Below are 18154 nucleotides of genomic sequence, written 5' to 3' on the forward strand. Positions count from 1 at the left end.
ACACACCCCATGAAAGGCGACCTCCATGCAAAAACTTTCTCTACGTATCGATATTGTTTCCGATGTCGTCTGCCCCTGGTGTGTCATCGGCTACTACCGGTTGCAGAAGGCGTTGAATGACTTCACAGACACCGTTGAACCGACCATCAACTGGCTCCCCTTCGAACTGAATCCGGACATGCCCACCGAAGGGCAGAATCTACGGGAGCACATTGCCGAAAAATACGGTACAACACCCGAAGAGAGCATCGCAGCCCGTAAGCAGCTCACGGCCCTCGGCGCCGATGTGGGTTTCACCTTCGACTACTTTGACGATATGCGTATGGTCAACACATTCCATGCGCATCAATTGCTGCACTGGGCAGCAAACGAAGGAAAGCAGAACGCGTTAAGCCTGCAGCTTTTCGAGGCATTTTTTAGTCAGCGCAAAGACGTCAGCAGTTTTGATGTGCTGATTGCCGCCGCGGACAAGGTAGGACTCAACACCTATGCCGCCCGCGACGTGTTGGCAAAGCAGACTTATGCAGACGAGGTGCGTCAGCTGGAACGGGCCATTGTGGATAAAGGTGTACATGGCGTGCCGCTATTTATCTTCAATGGCGAACACGTAATCAGTGGTGCCCAGGAGATAGCGGCAATCAAGGGGGTGCTTCAGCAGTTTCTGCAATAACCTGCAAGTAAGTTCACGCAGCTTAGAAAATGGATTCCACAAAAAAGGCCATCACAGGATGGCCTTTTTTGTGATTAGGGTGTCTTTCAGCTTACGCCTGTTCTACAACCTGCTCGATACGACCGAAAATCGACTGGCCGCGCTCATCCAGCATTTCGATGGCAATCCGGTCACCGAACTGCATAAACGCCGTGCTCGGTTTACCGCTCTGGATGGTTTCGATCATGCGGATCTCGGCGATACAGCTGTAACCCACACCACCCTCTTTCACCGGTTTACCCGGGCCGCCATCGAGCTTGTTCGACACGGTGCCGGAGCCGATGATGGTGCCGGCACCCAGTGGGCGGGTTTTGGCGGCGTGGGCGATCAGTTGACCGAAATGGAAGGTCATATCAATACCCGCGTTGGGCTCGCCAAATTTTTCACCGTTCAGCTCGGAAACCAGCGGCAGGTGCAGCTTGCCGTCTTTCCAGTTGTCACCCAGCTGCTCGGGAGTGACACACACCGGCGAGAAGGCGCTGGACGGCTTGGACTGATAAAAACCGAAGCCCTTGGACAACTCGTTGGGAATCAGACCGCGCAGGGAAACGTCGTTGACCAGCATGACCAGTTTGATGTGCTTCAGCGCATCTCCCGGCGAAACGCCCATGGGTACGTCGTCGGTAATCACTGCGATCTCGGCTTCGAAGTCGATGCCAAAGCCTTCGGACTGCGGCATTTTGACCGGCTCGCGGGGTGCGAGGAAGGTGTCGGAACCGCCCTGATACATCAGTGGGTCCGTCCAGAAGCTTTCCGGCATTTCGGCGTTGCGCGCCTTGCGCACCAGCTCCACGTGATTGACGTAGGCTGAGCCATCCGCCCAGTGGTAAGCCCGCGGCAGAGGTGAGTGACATTGGGTCTGGTCGAATGGGGTCCCTGCGGTTTCGCCGTTGTTGAGTTGTTTTTGCAGATCTTCCAGTTGCGGAGAAACGCTCGCCCAGTTATCCAGGGCGTGTTGCAACGTAGGGGCAATTTCACTGGCGTCCGCCATGCGGGCCAGGTCATCGCTGACCACGACGAGTTTGCCGTCGCGGCCGCTTTTCAGGCTGGCTAACTTCACTGTGCCTTCCTCTTTGAACAAATGAATTTACGGATCAACCGCTTTGAACTCTTCTTCGCCGTGCATCCAGGCGGCGTGGCGTGGTGCCTTCTTGGTACGGGACCACTCTTCCAGCATATCTTCGGCCACACGCTTCAGCTCCTTGTGCATACCGGGCTTGGCGGTATTGGCGGCGAGCTCGATACGGTGGCCGTTCGGGTCAAAGAAATAAATGGATTTGAAGATGGTATGGTCGGTAGGGCCGAGCACCTCGATACCGGCCTCTTCGAGCTTCTGCTTCATTGCCAGCAGTTCGTCCATGCTCTCCACTTCCATCGCGATATGCTGCACCCATTGCGGGGTGTTCTCGTCGCGGCCCATATCCGGTGAATTGGGCAGCTCGAAAAACGCCAGAACATTGCCCTGCCCCGCATCCAGAAATACATGCATGTACGGATCCGGTGCCCCGGTGGAGGGCACCCTGTCTTCGGCAATGGCGAGCTGGAAATCCATGCCGAGAAGATCGCGGTAAAATTCCACGGTCTCCTTGGCATCGCGGCAACGGTAGGCCACGTGGTGGATACGTTGTATTGCCATGGTTGGCCTCCCGGTTTTTATTCAGGCTGGGTCAGTCATCGCGGCGCGTTACGCCGCGTCTTCGCCCTTGGCCTTATCGCCAATCACGCCGCGCTGCAGCTGGTCGCGCTCGATGGATTCGAACAGTGCCTTGAAGTTACCCTCGCCGAAACCTTCATCTTCTTTGCGTTGAATAAATTCAAAGAACACCGGTCCCAGCATATTTGCGGAGAAGATCTGCAGCAGCAGACGCGGCTGGCCGCCCTCGGTAGTGCCGTCCAACAGAATACCGCGCTTCTGGAATTCTTCGGTGGGTTCACCGTGGCCCGGCAGGCGCTCTTCCAACATTTCGTAGTAAGTGTCCGGGGGCGGAGTCATAAATTGCATGCCCTGGGCCTTCAGGCGGTCCCAGCAGGCCAGCAGGTCGTCGCAGGCAAAGGCGATATGCTGGATACCTTCACCGTTGTACTTCATCAGGAACTCTTCGATCTGGCCGCCACCTCCGGCCGCCTCTTCGTTCAACGGAATACGGATCTTGCCGTCCGGTGCGGTCATCGCCTTGGACAGCAGGCCGGTGTATTCGCCCTTGATGTCGAAGTAGCGGATCTCGCGGAAGTTGAACAGGTCTTCGTAGTAGTTGGCCCAGTAGTCCATGCGGCCGCGATACACGTTGTGGGTCAGGTGATCCAGGGTGTGGAAACCACAGCCTTCGGGGTGACGGTCTACGCCTTCCAGCCAGTGGAAGTCGATGTCGTAGATGCTCTCGCCTTCCTTATAGCGGTCGATCAGATACAGGGTGGCACCGCCGATGCCCTTGATCGCCGGCAGACGGAGTTCCATAGGGCCGGTTTCCACGATCACCGGCTGGGCACCCTTCTTGATGGCTTCGTTGTAGGCGAAGGTGGCATCCTTCACGCGGAAGGCCAGACCACAGGCGGAGGGACCGTGTTCGCGGGCATAGTAGTCCGCGTGGCTGCCTTTCTCGTAATTGGTGATGAAGTTGATATCGCCCTGGCGCCACAGTTCGACATCTTTGGTGCGGTGGCGGGCCACCTTGGTGAAGCCCATGGCCTCGAACACGCTCTCCAGGATGCCCTTCTCCGGCGCGGTGAATTCCACGAATTCAAAGCCGTCCAGGCCCATCGGGTTCTCAAATAAGTCGGCCATGTGATCCTCCATTTATATTGGAATCGTTGTCGAGGCCCGCTACGCGACTTGTGGCCACGGCGGTGCGCTTGGTTTCAAGTGCAACGAATTTAGTTACGCGTGAAACCAATGTCAAGAGATGGTTGAGACAGCTCAACTAGTGATAGATCCAGTGACCGGGTTTCGGTGGGAAATTGATGACTGGTAAGTAGAGCGCAGTGCCAATAATTTGCGGAAGCGGGTATCAGGCGGGTACGGCGGAAAGCAATGATCGGCAGGCAGGTGACGGGAAGCGGGATTCCGGGCCGCTGAGGGCCCGGAACAGGGAGTTGATGACTTAGAGTTCCGGTTCGGTCACTTTGCTCAGGTCACCCACACCGGCTTCTTTCAGCAGTGAGTCTACCAGCGGCGCCATGGCACGATGCTTCAGAGCGCTGCCTACCAGCGCTTCCGGCAGGCTCTGCCCCTGGGACTGCTCGTCGCCGTCGACGATACCGCCACTGGCACGGCCACCGACGCCATTCAGACCTTCCACGGAGATGATCTTCATGCCGTCGATCTTCTCCAGCGGGCGCACGCTCTCGCGCACAATACTGGGCAGATTCTCGTGCAGGCTGAGTACGCGCTTGAGGGCGATCTGCGCTTCGCTCAGGCTGTTCATGGCTTCGTTCATCAGGCGCTGACCTTCCGCATCCACCGCGTATTTTTCGCGATCCGCTTCCACCTTGATGCGCACAGCTTCGGCTTCGGCGGCGGCCTGCAGGCGCAGGGCTTCGGCCTTGTCTTCCGCCGCGGCTTTTTCCGCTTCTGCGGCGACCTTGATGGAGGTTGCCTGACGCTCGGCTTCTTTCTGCGCTTCGATAATCTCGATGCGCTTGTCACGCTCGGCCACTTCCACGTCTTGGGCGGTACGCACCTGTTCTTCTGCCTTCACCGCTTCGGCGCGGGCAACGTTGGCCTGCTGATCGGCAACGGACTGCTCTTTGGATTTCTCCGCAACCGCAATCGCGCGCTCCTGCTCGGCAATTTCCACGGATTTTGTTTTGGAAATACGCTGCTCGTCCAGTACCCGCTCGCGCTCGATTTCCTGCTCCTGCAGACGCTTTTCCTTTTCAATTTCCAGCAGTCGTGTCGCCTGCTCCGCGGCGATACGGGACTGATCGACTTCGCGCTCCGCTTCAATTTCTGCCTGGCGGGCCGCGCGTTCCTGTGCGGCGGTTTCGCGCGCAATATCCGCTTTCTGTGCGGCTTCGCGGTTTTCCAGTTCGCGCTGCTGCTCAAGGTGTGCGTAGCGTTTTTCTTTTTCAATTTCCAGACGCTGACGTTCGGCTTCCAGGTTTTTGGTTTCGATCTGGACCCGGGTCTCCTGCTCGACGTCGTTCACTTCTTTGCGGCGCGCCTCAATCGAGCGGGTCATGCTGGCGAGACCTTCGGCGTCAAACACGTTGTCCTGGTTGAAAAACTCCTTGCCGGTCTGGTCCAACCCGGTCAGGGACACGGACTCCAGTTCAAGACCGTTTTTCAGCAGGTCTTCAGACACCACCTGCTGCACCTTCTGCACGAACTGGCTGCGCTGCTCATGCAGTTCCGCCATTTCCATTTCCGCGGCCACGGAGCGCAGAGCATCAACGAATTTACCCTCGATCATTTCTTTCAGTGCTTCCGGATCCAGGGTGCGCACACCCAGGGTCTGGGCCGCGTTGGCGATGGCGTCGGTATCCGGTTTAACCCGCAGGTAAAATTCGGCAAGCACATCCACACGCATGCGGTCTTTGGTGATCAGCGCCTGGTGCTCCTTGCGAGAAACCGCAAGGCGCAGGGTATTCATATTGACCGGAATGATTTCGTGCAATACCGGCAGCACCAGTGCACCACCATTCATGATGACTTTCTGGCCGCCCATACCGGTGCGCACAAATGAACGCTCTTTGGAAGCACGCGTATAAAGGCGCGCGAAAATTGTGCCGATAACGATCAGGCCGACAAGAACCGCCCCTGCCATGATCGCAATGTTGGATAGATTCTGAATCACTGAGTTTTCTCCAATTTAATTGTTATGCAGCAGATGCGCATTGGTGGGTCTGATCACACGGAAACAGGCTCCGCGCTCTTCCACCAGTAAGACCTGCTCTCCCTGTGAAAATGTTTCACCGGTATCCGGTTCCACCATCACGTAATGGGTGGTCCCAAATTCATCGCTAAAGCGCGCCTCCGCGGGCGATCCGGCGCTGGCCTCACCAATAGTGATTACCGCTACGCGCCCAACAAAGGTTTTTCGCCCCACTGCTTCGGTTTCATCACCCACCGCGAAACGGCGCAACACATTGCCCACAAAACGCACCTGCGGCAGCGCCAGAAACAGCACCGGGATCGCCAGCAGCCAGCCGGGCAGCAACATTCCAAGCAGCGACTCGCTGAACATCTGGATCAATAGGCCGGTCACGCCGAAACTTACCAGAAATGCGACCAGCAGGATCAGTGCCGGTACCTCACCGAAGCGCAGCCAACCGAGCAGCTTGGTCAGGACGCCACCGGCTTCGGTTTCCGGTGCATCCAGATCGATGTCCATGTCCGGCAGTAAATTGTCGAGCATGTCCGAAATGCCGACGCCGATCATCAGCATCACACCTTCGAGCACGGCAATCATCAACATCAGTACCAGGGCACCGGTGAACAACTGATTGCCGTCTTGCAGAAAGAACCCCATCAGGCCTCCGTCTGGGTTTTAATTTTCGCCAGACGCTCCTTGATGCGGTTGCTTCGCGCCAGCTCTTCCAGCTCGGCCAGCTTGCTGGCATCGGCACTGGATTCACTGGTGGGCACACCGGCATTTTCCAAAATACGATTGAAGGCACCGGTAGCCTGCTCCACCTTGTCCGCTGTACCCCGCTGTGTGCCCGGCTGCTCACCGGTCGCACCACTGGCTACATGCTCGCTTGCCTTCACAAATTCCCGCAGCTGATCGCGCATTTCGCGCTTTTTGCCCTGCAGTGCGGAAATGTAGGAGTTCAACTCCGCGATTTCCTGGTCGGTTTCGCCGATGGTTTTTTCCAGTACCGGAATCTGCGCTTCGATATCCATCTGCCTGGCGATGGCCGCCTCGGCAAGATCGTCCCGCCCCTGCTGTACCGCCACCTCGATCTGCTCACTCAGAGCAGTGTGACGGGTGTTTTCGTCGTTCAGGGTTTTGCTGCTGAGATACTTTGCGGCTTCCGCCTTACCCAGCTGATCGCGCACTTCGGCGATGGCGTCGTCGATTTCACGGATGGCCTGCTCCATCACCAATTGCGGGGTGGCATTTTCCACCGAATCCACCACCGCATTGGCAGAGGCGGAGATAATGCGGGAAATACGTTTTATCAGTCCTTCTTTCATTGTTGTTTCCTTCCTCTTGTTGATCAGTTAATTGGCCGTCACCGCTCGAGTAACATTTTCAGACGGTGTCGGATTCGTTCCGCCGTTTGCGGATCTGCAAGACGCGGCTCTTGTTGCAACGCGATCAGTAGTATTTTTTCCAGAAAGGCTTCCACCGCAGGCAGTGACTTCTGCTCTAGGACCGGCGCCACAGGCTGTTGGTCCGCACACACCTGAATAGCGGCCGCGCCCTCGCTGACCAATTCCAGCAGAGCTTCCACCAGCAGGCTGCGGGGCTCTTCATCGGCACAGCGGGTTTTTATTGGCAACATGGTTTCATTGGAAGCGAGATAGGCGCGGGCAAAGCTCTCCACACCCACGGATTCCCGAGCCATTGCGATCAGCTCGCGCACTTTTTCACTCTGGGTGACAGCGCCATTGCGATCAATGGACATCAGGTAGGCATAATCTTCCGCGGAGAGGCGCGCCGATATGGATTGGCTTTTATTGAGCATGGCATTCCCTGACTTGCGATGTATACAAAAGTACACAGTACATCAGGGCGGGTCAATTACATTCCGTTACAGAGCAATTCTCACGACACCCGGCGCGCAAAAAGTCACAAGATAACGGAAAGACATACAACTTTCGCCAGCAATGATTTCTGCCGGCGAAAAAAAACCACCCGTAGGGTGGTTATCAATACAGGGTTGAACCCTTTCACTGGTAGGGCCGGCCACATCACTGGCAGGGCACCGGGGTCGACACTTGGAAGTTCAGCTTTCCCACTCTGTCCTTGCGCAATCCTTCACGCGACCACTTCTAAGTACCGACGCCGCTGCCCTGCCCGGGGCGGCAGGTTCGGACGGGTTTACTTCTCTACGAACGCCCGCTCGATCACGTACTCATGGGGAATACCCGCGCGGGTTTCCTTAAATCCCCACTCGTCCAGAATTCCGGTCAGGTCTTTGAGCATCGCGGGCGAGCCACACAACATAAAGCGGTCCTCTTCCACATTCGGCTGAGGCACTCCCAGATCACTCAATATTTTGCCGGACAGCATCAGATCCGTGAGCCGGCCGTTATTGCGATAGGGCTCGCGGGTTACTGTGGGGTAATACAGCAGCCCCTGTTTCACCATTTCGCCGAAGTACTCGTGCTCCGGCAGCTCCTTTTCGATGTAATCCTGATAGGCCAGCTCAGACTTGAAGCGCACACCATGGGTGAGGATCACCTGGTCAAAGCGCTCGTAGACATCCGGATCCTTGATGATGCTCATAAAGGGCGCCAGCCCGGTACCGGTAGACAGTAACCATAGGCGTTTGCCCGGCAGCAGGTGGTCGGCCACCAGGGTACCCGTGGGCTTGCGGCTAACGAAGATCTCGTCACCGGGTTTGATCTTTTGCAGCTGGGAAGTCAGTGGGCCATCCGGGACCTTGATGCTGAAGAACTCCAGCTCGTCTTCATAATTGGCACTGGCGATGGAGTAGGCGCGCAACAGCGGACGGCCGTTGGGCTGCTCCAGTCCAATCATGGTGAAGTGGCCGTTCTCAAAGCGGAAACCGGGGTCACGACTGGTTTTGAAACTGAACAGGGTCTCGTTCCAGTGATGGACCTCGAGCACCGTTTCCTTATTCAAGTTTGACATAACAATAGAACCACTTATTCCTGACTACTTTGCTGGGTGAATTCTAGCGCTGGCATATCTATTGGCAAAATGGGATATTTCGATATTCGTTATCAGTTATCTGGATATTTGCCATGCGCTATTCCCTGCGCCAGCTGGAGGTGTTTCTGGCCTGTGCCCACTTCCAGAATGTGAGCCGGGCCGCCGAAAGCCTGAACATGTCCCAATCCGCCGCCTCCACCGCCCTCAAGGAGTTTGAGCAGCAGTTCGACCTGCGTCTGTTTGAGCGCACCGGCAAACGTTTGCGACTGAATGAGCTGGGCCGGCAGCTGTGGCCGCGGGCGGAAGAATTACTGGAGCGGGCGCGAGAACTGGAAGCCACCTTGTCGGTACACAGTGATCTCGGCCGTCTGAAGATCGGCGCGACCCTGACGATCGGCAATTATCTGGCGGCGGGCATTATGGCGCGCTATATGGAGGAACAGCCGGGTGCACGCGTGGAGCTGGAGGTGGCGAATACCGCGGCCATTGCCCAGGGAGTACTCAATTTCGAGCTGGACCTGGGGCTCATCGAAGGCGAACTCAATCACCCCGATCTGGAAATGATTCCCTGGCGGGACGACGAACAGGTGGTCTTCTGCGCACCGGATCACCCGCTGGCGAAGTGCGCGCAACTGAGCGACGAGGATCTGCGGGAGGCCACTTGGATTCTGCGGGAAACCGGCTCCGGTACCCGCCAGACCTTTGAGCGGGCACTAGCGGGCTTGTTGCCGGAGCTGAATATAAGGCTGGAGTTACAGCACACCGAAGCGATCAAACGCGCGGTGGAAGCGGGACTGGGGATCAGCTGCCTGTCCCGGGTATCCCTGACCGACGCCTTTCGCCGCGGTGCATTGGTGGAACTGCCGGTACCGCAGCGGGACTTCAGCCGGGAGTTTTACTTCGCGCTGCACCGGCAGAAATACCGCAGCGCGGGTATCGAGCGCTGGCTGGAACTATGCCGGCAGGCTCCGTAATCTGCAGAGAACGCTGGCGGAGCCTGCTCTGCAGGTATGCAGTGCAGCGCGGCTTTACTCCTGCCCCGCCTTGCGCGCATCCAGGCGGCGGATAAATTCCTGCAAAATCAAACGGTACAGTTCCTTGCCCAGATATTTATCTTCGACACCGCTGTCGATGGAGGGGTTGTCGTTCACCTCGATCACGTAGCCTTTCCCCGCCGACTCCTTTACATCCACACCATAAAAACCGCGGCCGATGGGTTTGGTGGCTTTTAGTGCAGCCTGCAGAACCGGCTTCGGCACTTCAAACGTCGGCAAGGTGGTAAAACCTCCGCTCACGGTTTTTTTGTTACCGTGGTTGTAGATCTGCCAGTGGTTCTTAGCCATGTAGTAACGGCACGCGTACAGGGGTTTGTTATCGAGCACACCAATCCGCCAGTCAAATTCCGTGTAGAGAAATTCCTGAGCCAGTAGCAGGCTGGACTCCGCAAACAGCTCTTCGAGTTTGCCGTGCAATTCGCCTTCCGAATTGACCTTCACGACCCCACGGGAAAACGAGCCGTCGGGAATTTTTACCACCATAGGCAATCCCAGTTCTTCCATCGCGCGCTTCAGGCTCTCCTCGTCACCGCGGCGCAGAATGCATGTGCGCGGTGCCGGCACCTTGTGAGTGTTGAACAGGTCCGCCAGGTAAATCTTGTTGGTACAACGCAGGATACTGGTCGGGTCGTCCAGCACCACCAGACCCTCCGCTTCGGCTTTCTTGGCAAACCGGTAGGTGTGGTGATCAATGGCGGTTGTTTCGCGGATAAACAGACCATCAAACTCCGGCAGTCGCATGTAATCTCCGGGACCAATCAATTCCAGCGACAGGCCCAATTCGCGCCCGGCACTGACAAATTTCTTGATCGCCGCTCCATCGGACGGCGGCAGCGTTTCTTCCGGATTTACCAGAATCGCCAGATCGTAGCGGCTGTTGCTGGGCTTTTTGTGCTGACGCCACACTTTGTTGCTGAAATTATCCAGCGCCTCGGCGAATTCAGTTTCTTCCTCCTCGCTCAGATCCCGGTGTGAACACACCTTTAACTCGACAATTTCCCACTGCGGGTTCGCCCGCAGTTGAATTTCCAGCACTGGACAGGCGAACCGGTCAAACAGGGCTCGCGCCAGAGGCTGCAATGCAGGATCCGCGCAGCGGCCAAAATAGCTCTTCACCACACGCTCAGTACCCGGGCCCGGCAACGGCAGTTTCGCCAGTGCTGGAATCACCTGAGATAACTGCAGTTTGTACAACTGAGGCAGCGCCAGGTCATTCAGGGTTCGCACACTGGGCAGCACATTGTGATGGCGCGCTTCCGCCAATAGCGAACAGTAATAGCCTTCACTGCGGTAGTCGTAATCTGCGCACAGGTTAATCACGCGCACCCGCTGGGAACGCGCCGGCAGTGCCAGGTAATCGGCAAATGGAATCACCCGCTCGCTGGGGTAATAGGGTGCCCAGTCGTCGGGCTCATCAATCACAATGAGAATCTGTGACATCGGTTGGGGGTCTGCCTCAATAAAAGGTGGGCGGCGCTGGGAGACGGTAACCCGTGATCTCGGGCGAGCCTGGATAGCGGGTCAGATCTGACCCGCAGGATGTGCGAAAGATAGAAGAAAAACGGCGTTCTGCCTAATACTTTTTACGCCCGTTTTCGGCTCCGCAATGGCGGCTATCGGGCGTTATTTCCAGTGGCCGACAGCGAGGGAAATCCAAGCTGTCACGACCAGCCATCATACCAATAAATCTTGCCTGTAAGACCAATTGTGGTAGACTCAAGTGTGACTTTCAGCCTGTGGCTCTACGTCGCCACACCACAAAGGCTTATATAACAACGATAGAATTTAGTGCTATGAAAAGCGATTATGTAGGAAATGGCCGCCGCATCTATCAGCAGGTGGTAGAAAAAATGTTGACCCTCCTCGACAGTGGCGAGTATCCCCCCGGGGTGCGCCTACCGTCCGAGCGGGAGTTGTCGGAAATGTTTGATGTCAGCCGCCCCAGCATCCGCGAAGCGATCATCGCGCTTGAGGTGATGGGCCGGGTTGCCGTGCGTACCGGCTCCGGGGTATACGTCATTGAGCCGGTGAATTCCTTTACCGACACCAAGGACTTCAGCCCCTTCGAACTGACCGAAGCGCGGGTGTTGATCGAGGGCGAACTGGCCGCGCTGGCCGCGACCATGATCACTGAGGAACAGCTCGAAGATCTGCGCCTCGCATACCGCGACATGGTGCGTGAGAACGAGGAAGGCAACCTGACTTCCGAGCGCGCCGACCGCAAATTCCACGAAGTCATTTCCCGCGCAACCAACAATCGCGTGTTGATGAGCACCATCGACAAACTCTGGGATATTCAGGAACATTCGCCGGATATCCAGACGGTACACAAGAACGTGTGTAAAAAAGACGGACAAAAGCGTCTTGCCGAACACAAAGCCATTCTGCAGGCACTGGAAAATCACGATCCCTGTGCGGCGCGCAAAGCCATGCGCCTGCACTTCAACCGCTCACTGAATGCGCTACACGATGCCTCGGAAGCGAAAGCGGTGGAAGTGGTACGCCGCGAAGTTTCCGAACGTCGCAAGCGCTTCTCTATCGACCGCCTTGGTGAGACTGCAGGGTTCTGAATCCACCAAAACCAGCGCTGAATATTCAGGCCATACCGCAGCGCGGTATGGCCTTTTTTATAGGCAGGCGGAAATCCTTTCAGCGAATTTCACGCATAAAAAAGCCCGCACAAGGCGGGCGAATAATTTCCGACAGGCGGCACCTTGTCGGATGGAGAAGAGACAACCAATCAAACAAAACCGAAAAACTGCAGTCCTCACCGAGGATATTGGACCGCAGATCTCCTATGCCCAGTACATAGGGCCTAAGGATAGCGCTTAAAACTTGGCTTTCAGGCCAAGGAATACACGCGGTCCATAGCTATTTACTTCACCCAGGTTATCGCGGGTAAAGAAGTACTGCTTCTTCGGCTCATCAAACAGGTTGATGGCTTCCAGGCTCAGCTTCACAGCATCGGTCAGCTGGTAGGACGCTTTCATCTCCCAGACACCCACGTCACCAACGTAACGCAGACGGGTACCGTTGGTGGTGTAGGGCTGGAAGTACTCACTGCGGTACTTGTAGATCAGGCTCGTATCGAGATCCCCGATCTGGTAGTACAGCTGGCCGGAGAATACATTCTCAGAGAAACCAGGCAGGTTGCCCGGGGCGATGATGCCCTGCTTCTCTGAAGTCACATTGCCACTTTCGTCGAGTACAACAGAGTCACCGTACAGGCTGTCTTCGAACTCGAAGTCAGAATCAGCGTAGTTGTAGCTCACTTTCGCACCCAGACCGCTCAGGTAACCCGGCAGGTAGGAGAAGCGGTGTGTACCGGTCACTTCAAAACCACTCAGGGCACTGGTGTCTTCGGTGGTGCGAGTAATGTCGAAAGAAGCAGGAATCTGCTGGCCATCAACCGTCAGCATTTCGGTAACGTGTGCAGTTTCGAATCCGCCCTGGAAGCGCTTGTGGTACAGGCCGAACGCCAGCATGGTGTCGTCGTTCGGATACCACTCCAGTGCGGTATCAAAGCTCCAGGACATCAGCGGCTGCATATTCGGGTTGCCGTCACCATTCACGTCTTCCAGCAGATCTGCGATATCGGTGATTTCGTCAGAGCCATTGGTTTCAAATGTGCGGGAATAGCCCAGGTTGGACGGGTCCGGACGGGACATGCCGCGATAAATCGCACCGCGCAGCATCAGGTCGTCACGAATGTCGGCAATGACGTTCAGGCTTGGCAATACTTCGGTGTAGTCGCCACCGGCAGATACACGCTCGAGCTCGGCACCTTCTACGTCGTCGATTGACAGAGTGCCATCGTCGTTGGTGGTAATGGTATAAGGCGTGCGGTACGCCACAGACTCGACCTCAGTCTGTACAACACGGACACCAAAGTTACCGCGTACCGGCAGGTTGGAAACGGAGGTATCGAAGTCCGCCATTACGTACGCGGCGGTTGTGGTTTCGGTAACGTCGGTTGTACCACCACTCTTCGACTCAAGTTCCGGGTAGGCAAAGTCTTCACCCAGGTGGGTCAGAAGCATATCCGCCACACAGTTGGTGTCGAAGGTAGCCCAGGAGTTGGCACCACCGGTTACATTGCCATCTTCGTCAACATTGGTGATCAGGTGGCCGCTGCCTTCTTTCGCCAGGAAATCGCTTTCCGCGAACTCAAGCGCACAGGCCTGATTGATTTCAGCAATTTTTTCCTGGTCGCTGCCCAGACTGATGCTGTACTCATCGCGCGCTGCACCGAGATCTACGTACTCCAGTTCGGAGAAGCGCAGACCACCTTTAACTCCGGTGATAAAGCCGTGATCCAGAGTCAGGTCGAAATCAGTGCGGAACGCTTCGTTCGTGTTGCGACGATCTACGTCGTTGTCTACACGAATGCGGTAGGAATCGGAGAACAGCGTGTGATCGGTTACGTCGAAGTCGGTAACGGTGTACTGACGAATTCCGGAATCAAAATCCCAGGAAACCAGAGGGCGATAGTTTGAGCTGTCGCCGTAAATATCCTTGCTGTCTGACTGGGTACGCAGAAGAATCTGGGTCTCTTCACGGGTGGTCTCAGAGAAAGAGTAGTCTGCAGATACCGTCAGGTTATCGGTGAATGCGTATGCCACATTCAGGCCGTAACCGAGGTAGTCCTCTGCACGTTCATACACTTCACTATTGGATTCGATAGCCGTCTCACCGGCCCACTCTTTCACCGCACCAGAGTCGGTCACCACCAGGCTGTCACCGGTCACACCCGGAGTGGCGCGCTTCATGTTGGCGAAGTTCAGGTCGTGACGTTGCTCGGCCTGGATACGCTCGGACTGCTGCAGGTCGAAGTTGATATCGGTCTTGTCGTTGGGCTGGAATTGCAGCGCTACAAATACGGCGTCGCGCTTGTCAGAGGTATCGTTCTGGCGATAGCCATTGGAGCTGCCCACGAAAGCAAAGGGCGTACCATCACTGATGGCTTTGCCAGTTTCCGGATCAACTGCAGTCTGATAGCCCTGGTTACTGGAGCCATCAATCTGGTCCTCACAGTCACCGGCGGAACCGCGGTAAAAACCTTCATTGGTATTGCTGGGGTCATTCAGACACGCCCACAGCGAAGTACCACTGGGGCTGGAAGAGCGCATCTCGGATTCCGGCTGGGAAATATCACTTCTTTCCACACCCAGAGATACACCGAACGCCATGCCGTTATCGAATTCAAATTGGTCGACATAGCTAGCGCTGCCGCGGAAGCCCATATCACCCGCCATGGAATCTTCCACGTTAAACTGATTCGGGTTGATATTCGCTTTTGCGTCGATCTGGATACGCTGTTCGCCGTATTCCAGCGGCTTCAGGGTTTCCAGGGCGATCAGACCAGCCACACCACCTTCGATCAGGCTGGCGTCCTGGGTCTTGTAGATCGCAATTTTGTTCATCAGTTCAGACGGGAACTGGGAGAAGTTTACCGAGCGATCCCCACTACCATTGGTCGCTGAACGGCCATTAATAGTGGTCGCACTCAGATATGGGCCCATACCACGGATGGAGATCTCGGTGGCACCGCCATTTTCACGGTGAGAACCAGCACCGGTAACGTTCTCGAGTGCTTCACCAATGGACAGCGCAGGCAGATCACCGATCTCATTCGCAGACATGCCGTCTACGATGGTGGTGGAGTTGCGCTTGATATCAATTGTGGTCTGGATAGTGGCGCGGGTGCCGGTTACGACTACCTCTTCCAGCGCCTGATCGGATTCTGCGATTGCAGCGTCCTGAGCTTGGGCTGCACCAACGTAGGTCACTGCAGCAATTGCACTTACAAGAAGCGACTTCTTAAACGTTTTCTCGTTAGCCATTACATCTCTCGCGTCTTTATTATTATCACGCATGATTACCCCCAAGGAAGTCTGCGCTAGTTGATAGTAACAAGGGCGCCGTGCTTTGGCGCCTTATTCATCGCTCATTTCGCGGATTTTATTATCAGCCTCTTGACCAGTGACAACCGTTATTTCCTGTTATTTGATCGGCTGTCCGCGATCTGGCCAGCACAAATTCTCACCTGCCCACAAGCCAGTCAACCAATTTTCAGAAAAACTTCACATTTTGGACTGACCCCTGCCTGTTTTTTGTGCATTTTATCGGAAAATTCTGCGCTGCGCACCAAAAAAGAACAAAAATCTGGCAAAAACTGGTTAACCCGATTGGTTGACAATTATTTTTGACCAATTTAGTCTGGCCCCATAATAACTCCGCGAGGTCATATAACGCCCCGAGATGGTGCAACCGGGCAGACCTTTCGCGAAAACAAAAATCTAATAAAACAATCAGGTGATCATGAGAACTTCAGCAATCAAACCAATACTGGCTGCCGCCCTGCTTACCTGTGGGCAAGCGTCCCTGTTCTGCGTCCAGGCATCCGCCGAGGAATACCTGGTCCACAACCAGCAGGAATACGCGAAGGTTGCCAAAGACCTAGAGGCCGGCGACACCGTGGTGCTGGCCAATGGCATCTGGAAAGATTTTGAAATCCTGTTCACCGGTGAGGGTGAAAAAGAGCACCCGATTACGCTGACCGCGGAGGAAAAGGGTAAAGTCGTCCTTAGCGGGCAATCCAACCTGCGGCTGGCCGGCGAATACCTGGTGGTCTCGGGCCTGGTGTTTAAAGACGGTTATACCCCCAGCAGCGAAGTCATTTCCTTCCGCCGCAACAAAGAACATCTGGCCAACAACTCCCGCGTCACCGAGATCGTCATCGAAGATTTCAGCAAGCCGGAACGTATGGATTCCGACTACTGGGTGAGTATCTACGGGAAAAACAACCGCTTCGACCACAGCCATCTGGCGGGCAAACGCAACAAGGGCGTTACCATGGCGGTGCGCCTGAATACCGAGGCTAGCCAGGAGAACCGCCACCGCATCGACCACAACTACTTTGGCCCACGCCCGGTGCTCGGCTCCAATGGTGGTGAGACCCTGCGTATCGGCACCAGCCACTACTCCCTGACAGATTCACTGACCGTAGTCGAAAACAATTTTTTTGACCGCTGTGACGGCGAGGTGGAAATCATCTCGGTCAAATCCGGCAAGAATATTCTGCGCAACAACACCTTTTTCGAATCCCGCGGAACCCTGACCATGCGTCACGGCAACGGCAATTTGATCGAGGGCAATGTGTTCCTGGGCAATGGCGTAGACCACACCGGCGGTATTCGTGTGATCAATGCGGACCAGGTCATCCGCAACAATTATCTCGAAGGTCTCACAGGCTATCGGTTTGGGAGTGGGTTCACCGTGATGAACGGTGTTCCCAACTCTCCCATTAATCGCTATCACCAGGTGGTGAACGCGAACATCGAGAACAACAGCTTTATCAATGTGGAGCATATCCACCTGGCCGCTGGCAGTGACCAGGAACGCAGTGCTACACCGCAGGACTCCACGGTACGCGACAACATTTTTTATACGGAAACTGGCAAATCGCCGTTCTCCATTTTTGACGATATCTCGGGTATCACGTTTACAGACAATGTCTCCAATGGCTTTGTGGATCAGAAGATTCACGAAGGTATTCACAAACGTGTGAATAAATTGAAGCGCGCAGACAATGGCCTGCTCTACCCCACCGATAAATCTATTGCGGACAAGGGCGCGCGTCGCGATCTGGTGGTGACCACCAAAGAAATAACCGGCACTTCCTGGTACCCGAAATCCGAGCCGGTAACGCCGTTTGATAGCGGAAAGATCATTAGTGTGCGCCCCGGAGAAAATGCACTGTTTGATGCCATTGCACAGGCTGCCGACGGCGATACGCTGCTGCTGGAAAGTGGCGAATACAGTGCGACCAAACGCCTGGATATCAACAAGACTCTGACCATCAGGGCGAAGAAACCCGGTAAAGTGACCCTTACCAGCGGCCGCCCGGTGATGTTTGAAATCCAGGACGGCGGCAGTCTGTCACTGGATGGTCTGGTGATTTCCGGAGCCAACAGCCCGGACAATGCGGGCAATATTCTGATCCGTACCGCGGTATGGGGCATGCTGAAAAACTATCGTTTTTCAATGGTCAATAGCCGCGTAGAAAACCTGGATATCAACCATTCCTACCATTTCTTCGATTCCGGCCTGCGCGCATTCGCCGACACTATCACGCTGACCAACAATCACTTCGAAAACATTACCGGCGATCTGCTGAAATTGAATAAAGAGACCGACGACCTCGGCGTCTACAACGCAGAATACGTGATCGTCACTGGTAACACCTTTAACAACGTGCAGGGCGCACTGGTTGATCTCTATCGCGGTGGTACCGACGAAAGTACGTTCGGCCCGCACATCGATTTCAGTGACAACACCGTTACCGACTCCGGGAAAGGCAAGCGCAACAAGGCACAGGCGCTGATCAAACTGCACGGTACCCAGGTGGCGGACATCCGGGAAAACCGCATCGAGAACAGTGCGGGGATAGTGGTAGAGCACACCGTGGGTGAACCAGTAACGCACATTGCCAACAATCAGTTCTACAAGGCTCCAGAGCCGAAAGTGACCGAGCTGGTGGCTGAAGGTCCGCACACCGCGACCCTCGCCAACAATAAAGTCAAGAACTGATCAAGAGAAGTAAC

Annotated in this window: 14 protein-coding genes; 4 read left to right on the top strand and 10 right to left on the bottom strand. The window is 55.6% G+C overall.

The features are described 5' to 3' along the window. The first annotated feature begins 25 nt into the window (after window positions 1–25). Entirely contained in the window at window positions 26–670 is a 645-nt protein-coding gene (locus LRR79_RS02560; RefSeq protein WP_231758854.1) for a DsbA family oxidoreductase, read from the top strand. A gap of 91 nt (window positions 671–761) precedes the next feature. Here the strand turns inward: LRR79_RS02560 and LRR79_RS02565 are convergent, their stop codons facing one another. The 8 genes from LRR79_RS02565 to LRR79_RS02600 form a co-directional block, all read right to left on the bottom strand. Then, window positions 762–1769, bottom strand: coding sequence for a fumarylacetoacetate hydrolase family protein (locus tag LRR79_RS02565; protein ID WP_231758855.1), 1008 nt, complete (start codon window positions 1767–1769; stop codon window positions 762–764). Window positions 1770–1796: 27 nt separating this feature from the next. Continuing rightward, complete coding sequence (locus LRR79_RS02570) at window positions 1797–2345, bottom strand: VOC family protein (protein WP_231758856.1); 549 nt, start codon at window positions 2343–2345, stop codon at window positions 1797–1799. 48 nt (window positions 2346–2393) lie between these two features. Continuing rightward, complete coding sequence (hppD, locus tag LRR79_RS02575; protein ID WP_231758857.1) at window positions 2394–3491, bottom strand: 4-hydroxyphenylpyruvate dioxygenase; 1098 nt, start codon at window positions 3489–3491, stop codon at window positions 2394–2396. A 316-nt stretch (window positions 3492–3807) separates the two neighbouring features. Further along, window positions 3808–5502: a flotillin family protein gene (locus tag LRR79_RS02580; RefSeq protein WP_231758858.1), complete on the bottom strand. Its 1695-nt coding sequence runs from the start codon at window positions 5500–5502 to the stop codon at window positions 3808–3810. 15 nt (window positions 5503–5517) lie between these two features. After that, on the bottom strand, window positions 5518–6177 hold the full coding sequence (locus tag LRR79_RS02585; protein ID WP_231758859.1) for a YqiJ family protein: 660 nt from the start codon (window positions 6175–6177) through the stop codon (window positions 5518–5520). Continuing rightward, entirely contained in the window at window positions 6177–6845 is a 669-nt protein-coding gene (locus LRR79_RS02590) for a PspA/IM30 family protein (RefSeq protein ID WP_231758860.1), read from the bottom strand. Before LRR79_RS02590 ends, LRR79_RS02585 begins: the two co-directional genes overlap by 1 nt. Window positions 6846–6883: 38 nt before the next feature. Beyond that, on the bottom strand, window positions 6884–7339 hold the full coding sequence (locus LRR79_RS02595) for a hypothetical protein (protein ID WP_231758861.1): 456 nt from the start codon (window positions 7337–7339) through the stop codon (window positions 6884–6886). Window positions 7340–7695: 356 nt separating this feature from the next. Beyond that, a complete protein-coding gene (locus LRR79_RS02600; protein ID WP_231758862.1) occupies window positions 7696–8472 on the bottom strand; it encodes a ferredoxin--NADP reductase in 777 nt (258 codons plus the stop codon). Window positions 8473–8585: 113 nt separating this feature from the next. Between LRR79_RS02600 and LRR79_RS02605 the strand changes: the two genes are divergently transcribed. Beyond that, window positions 8586–9467 carry a LysR family transcriptional regulator gene (locus tag LRR79_RS02605; protein ID WP_231758863.1) on the top strand — a complete coding sequence of 294 codons (882 nt, stop codon included), beginning with the start codon at window positions 8586–8588 and terminating at the stop codon, window positions 9465–9467. Window positions 9468–9521: 54 nt separating this feature from the next. On the opposite strand, the gene LRR79_RS02610 is transcribed toward LRR79_RS02605, so the two are convergent. Then, a complete protein-coding gene (locus LRR79_RS02610; RefSeq protein ID WP_231758864.1) occupies window positions 9522–10988 on the bottom strand; it encodes a RimK family protein in 1467 nt (488 codons plus the stop codon). A gap of 353 nt (window positions 10989–11341) precedes the next feature. Here LRR79_RS02610 and LRR79_RS02615 point away from each other — a divergent pair, with 353 nt between their 5' ends. Further along, the gene (locus tag LRR79_RS02615; protein WP_231758865.1) at window positions 11342–12118 is read left to right on the top strand and encodes a FadR/GntR family transcriptional regulator; all 777 of its coding nucleotides are present in this window, start codon (window positions 11342–11344) and stop codon (window positions 12116–12118) included. 258 nt (window positions 12119–12376) lie between these two features. Here LRR79_RS02615 and LRR79_RS02620 read toward each other — a convergent pair whose 3' ends face one another. After that, window positions 12377–15391, bottom strand: a complete 3015-nt coding sequence (locus tag LRR79_RS02620; protein ID WP_231758866.1) for a TonB-dependent receptor — start codon at window positions 15389–15391, stop codon at window positions 12377–12379. A gap of 478 nt (window positions 15392–15869) precedes the next feature. Here LRR79_RS02620 and LRR79_RS02625 point away from each other — a divergent pair, with 478 nt between their 5' ends. Next, entirely contained in the window at window positions 15870–18140 is a 2271-nt protein-coding gene (locus LRR79_RS02625; RefSeq protein WP_231758867.1) for a chondroitinase-B domain-containing protein, read from the top strand. Window positions 18141–18154: the final 14 nt, after the last annotated feature.

The sequence above is a fragment of the Microbulbifer elongatus genome (assembly GCF_021165935.1).
Taxonomy (GTDB): Bacteria; Pseudomonadota; Gammaproteobacteria; order Pseudomonadales; family Cellvibrionaceae; genus Microbulbifer; species Microbulbifer elongatus.